Genomic DNA, 4164 nt, shown 5'->3' on the forward strand with positions numbered 1-4164 from the left:
TTCCATTAGCATAATAAGTGTGAATTGTTCCGTTTTTTGATTGTTTGATAAATTTTTTCATAATAAATCCTTCTTTCTTAATAAATTAAAAACTTTCATAACGTTGTTGTCAACTGGATCGTTGCTTGATAAAATTAATGTCGAACCTTGATGAATACGACTGAGATAATCGTAATATCCGTCTTTTACTTGATTGAAATATGATAACGGTTTTTGTTCGATGACATCGAGTTTATGATGTGCTTGTTTCTTTTTGCGTTCAATTCCGATTTTAGGATCAATGTCTAAATAAACTAGTAAATCACATGGAATGAATAATTGAGTCAATACAGTCTTAAAAATTGATTCTAAAATGACAGTTTGTTCGTGAAATGGATATAGTTGATATGCGTAAGTTGATGCTAACCAACGATCTAAAATGACAATTTCTTTGTTAATTAAGTCTGGTTTGATGAGTTCTTCAAAAGTTTGTGCCATATTGGCGATGCTTAAAAAAAATCTAGTATCTTGATGAATTAAGTCCGATTGTAAAAATATTTTTCTAATTTCGTGTCCTAATTGACTACTACCTAATCCTTGATATTGTTTAAAATTTAATTTATTCTTAGTTAAAATTTTTTGAAATGCTTTGATAAAAGTGGTCTTGCCACTTCCATCGAGTCCTTCAATGACAATGAATGACATATTTTTTCTCCTTTTAGTTTAATTTTGGTATAAAAAAAAGATTCATATAGAATGAATCTTTTTAATTGTTAATAATTGTTAGTTTGGATTTGTTTTTTTAAAAATTCAGTATTTTTTTTATAAAATTAGCTGTTTGAATTTAGTTTCTCTATTTGATTTGAAAGTGAATACTGTTTGATTATTTCGGTGTCTTTAGACATATTAATAAATATTTTTTGGTTTTTGCTATAATAGCAAGTAATTCCTGGCAAAATATTACAATTTAATTTTATTGTTTTTTTTTTTGATTTCTTTTGTTTTTTACATTGATTAAGATTTTTAATTAATAAATTATCATAAGTTAAAAAATAAGAAATAATTTCTTCATTTTTTTTAGAGTAAGCTAAAATCAACGTATTACAAACCTTTGAATTGTAAATATTAATTTTTTCTTCAAGTGAATCATTTTCAAAAAAATTAACTGGAAATAATTTAAAATTTAATATTTTATCTTTTTGATCTAAATCAATTGTTTTTAATTGGAAAAAATTATTGTCAATTATAAAATCTACAGGAATATCGGTTATGTTTTTAATATCCGATTGATTTAATAATAATTTTTTAATATTTTTATTTTCATGTAAATATTTTGCTAATAATGTTTCAATTAAATATCCATTTTCACCAGAATGTATTGTGTCGGATGAATATTTATTTTTTTCAAAAAAATCGTTTTGAAAATTATTATTTTCTAAAATTTCTTGAATTGTTTTTAAATATTTAAGATTTAAATTAGTTTTTAGTTCATTTTGATAAATATGTTTTTTTGTATTATTAATTGGAATTTTGATAATTTTTTTATCTTTATGAATCATTTCTTTTAATTTATCAGTTGTCGGTGTTAAAAAATTAATAATAATTGTGGTATAATGATAAAGTGAAATCTTTTCACTTTTTTCAGGTTTTTTCAAAAAAATATTCATCAATTTAGACTTTGTCAAAAAAAAGAATTGAAAATTAAAAGAATTATTTTTTTTATCAATTTCATAAATAAAAAATAATGTTAACGTTGTACGTCTTTCGAAAAAAGATTTATATTCTTCTTGATTTGAATCAATTTTTTCGCTAATAAAATTAATTGGTTGATTGTTAAAAAATTGACTAAAAGTAGCGGTTTTTATTTGTAAATTGTTATCATGATATTTTAGATCAGTTTTTGGTAAAAAAAACTTTAAAAATGGTTCGGATGATAAATTTTTGTCATAATCTGGATTTTGTTTGAAAAATTCATATTTAAAAGTTGATTCAATTAATTTACCAACTTCACCATCATCTTTTGATTTTTCAGCTTCTAAAATTTGTGAATGAAAAAACGTAGAATTTTCGAAACAATCAAAAGCTTTAACAATTTTTGAAATAAATTCTTCTTCTTGTTGTGTAAATTTGTCATTGAAAAATTCTATTATTATATCATGCATATTTTTTCTCCTTTCTTTGTGAATTTAGATATAAAAAAAAGAACCAAAAATGGTTCTTTTTACGAATAAAATTATTATTATTGTTATTATTAAAATTCGATTATTTTTTTGAAACAAATAATAATTAATAATTAGATGAATTGTTTTACCAATATAAAATACGCATTTTAAAATGAAATCAATACCGTAAAGTATATGTGGCAAAAACAGTAAAATGATAAATAATAAAACTAAGTTCAACCATTGATTATGGTAGTTAAAAAAATATTTACTAACATCACTAAGTTTTTGATTTAGATAAGTTAATAAATTTTCAATCAGTTTCCACATTTTTTTTGTACTTCATGTCTACTAAATATTGATAAAATTGTTTCATGATTCCTTTTTGAAGTCGGTTAATACTTAGTTTTAATGAAAAAACATAAATTTTGAATAAAAGATAAATTAGGTAGAATGGTAATAAAATAAAAATGCGAAATATGATAAATTTTGAAATTTCAGTTAACCAGTTTGTTTGGTAATTTTTCATGTTTTTTTTGTTCCTTTCTTTGATAAAATAAAAAAGTTCTCGAATTGAGAACTTTGAATTTTTATGATTATTTATATATTTTTACTTTTTTATTTATTTTTTTGACTTTGAAATTTTCTGATATTGGTCTAACTATTTTTTCGTCGTTTAATTCTTGTTGTTTGAATATTAGAGTTCCATTATTAATTGATGACGTTCCTATTTTCTCATTTTCTAATTTAAATGCTTCATCAGGAAGTACAAGAGTTATTGGATTTGCATATCTTGAAATTGCTATTGCTTTATTCAAAAAAGTCGAATCTTCTTTAATTGGTTTATTTATAGAATTATTATTTACTTTAATTGGTGGTGTCGGTGTTTGTAATCTATCTAAATAAGAATTAAAATGATTATTAGAACCAATACATTCACTGCCATCAATATACCAGTCGTCAATAAACGTTCCTTCAACATAACGATAATTTATTGATCTGCCATGTTCATCATAAATAGTTCTACTAGAGCGACCAAATCTATCTCGTATTTCTTTTGCTGTATAAACACGTCCTGGTTTAATATCACATTGGTTTTTCCATTGTATTAATTTTTCGTTATAATTGGAAGTGAATTTTATATAATAAATTTTATCTTCGGTTTCGACAGTGTGTGTTAAAATAAAATTATCTCCTATTATTTCCCAATTATAATCGGATTTTTTTACTACTTTTGGATCGTTAAATAATCCGTTTCCTTTTTTCCAATTTCTAATTGAAGTGTATGGATCGTCTAAATCTTCATAATGTATATATTCTTTTTCTTTGCTAATAAGATTAAAACTATAAACATGAATATTTTTAGCACCATTTGCAAGTTGTTTTAAATTATTAAAATTTATATTAGGATTTTCGAGACGAAATCCACCGTCAAAATAAACAGCTTCAACTCTTTCATAGTTAAAATATGCTCCATTAGAATCGAACGGAACAGATAATCCTGTATTTGTTGTCGAATTATAACAATTTAAATCAACATGTATTCTATTGTTAGTAATTTTGTTATCAAATAAATCTTTTTGAATTAAATTTTCTTTGTATGTATTATTGTTTTGATCGGTATAAATTTTTACAATATGATGAATAATAGGTAAATTTAAATTAGTTTCATTTGCATTCCAAAAAACGTATGCGTCCGAAATTTCTAATTCGTATTTTAATAAATCGTTGAGAGTGTATTTATAATCACTATTTGGATATGTCGATTTAAATGGATTAGGTCGAGATGTGAAATAGACTCCTAATAATCCAGGTTCTGGATCTTTTAAATACCAATTCATTATATTGTAGTCGTACATATTATATGATGGTGTATTAGATACAAATTTAACATCAATATTATATAATTTCATATATTGTGGAATTTCGTCTTTTGACATGATATAAATATCATGTCGTTTTAATGGTTGTTGCGTTTGCAACCATTCTCGTTTACATTCTTCTAAATCAGCAAATTGAATTA

At 23.2% G+C, this 4164-nt stretch carries 4 protein-coding genes; all 4 read right to left on the minus strand.

Annotated elements, in window-relative coordinates:
* Nucleotides 1-57 precede the first annotated feature (57 nt).
* On the minus strand, nucleotides 58-684 hold the full coding sequence (tmk, locus tag KTO59_RS03635) for a dTMP kinase (protein WP_284928685.1): 627 nt from the start codon (nucleotides 682-684) through the stop codon (nucleotides 58-60).
* A gap of 125 nt (nucleotides 685-809) precedes the next feature.
* Nucleotides 810-2141, minus strand: coding sequence for a hypothetical protein (locus tag KTO59_RS03640; protein ID WP_284928687.1), 1332 nt, complete (start codon nucleotides 2139-2141; stop codon nucleotides 810-812).
* Between the two features lie 313 nt (nucleotides 2142-2454).
* On the minus strand, nucleotides 2455-2670 hold the full coding sequence (locus KTO59_RS03645) for a hypothetical protein (RefSeq protein WP_284928688.1): 216 nt from the start codon (nucleotides 2668-2670) through the stop codon (nucleotides 2455-2457).
* Nucleotides 2671-2737: 67 nt separating this feature from the next.
* Nucleotides 2738-4164, minus strand: a 1427-nt coding sequence (locus KTO59_RS03650) for a hypothetical protein (RefSeq protein WP_284928690.1), incomplete at its 5' end; no start/stop codon positions are given.

The sequence above is a fragment of the Candidatus Phytoplasma sp. AldY-WA1 genome (assembly GCF_020312115.2).
Lineage (GTDB): Bacteria > Bacillota_I > Bacilli_A > Acholeplasmatales > Acholeplasmataceae > Phytoplasma > Phytoplasma vitis.

Coding starts and splice junctions, on each gene's coding strand:
- tmk (WP_284928685.1), bottom strand. CDS start 684: ATGTCATTCATTGTCATTGAAGGACTCGATGGAAGTGGCAAGACCACT.
- KTO59_RS03645 (WP_284928688.1), bottom strand. CDS start 2,670: ATGAAAAATTACCAAACAAACTGGTTAACTGAAATTTCAAAATTTATC.
- KTO59_RS03640 (WP_284928687.1), bottom strand. CDS start 2,141: ATGCATGATATAATAATAGAATTTTTCAATGACAAATTTACACAACAA.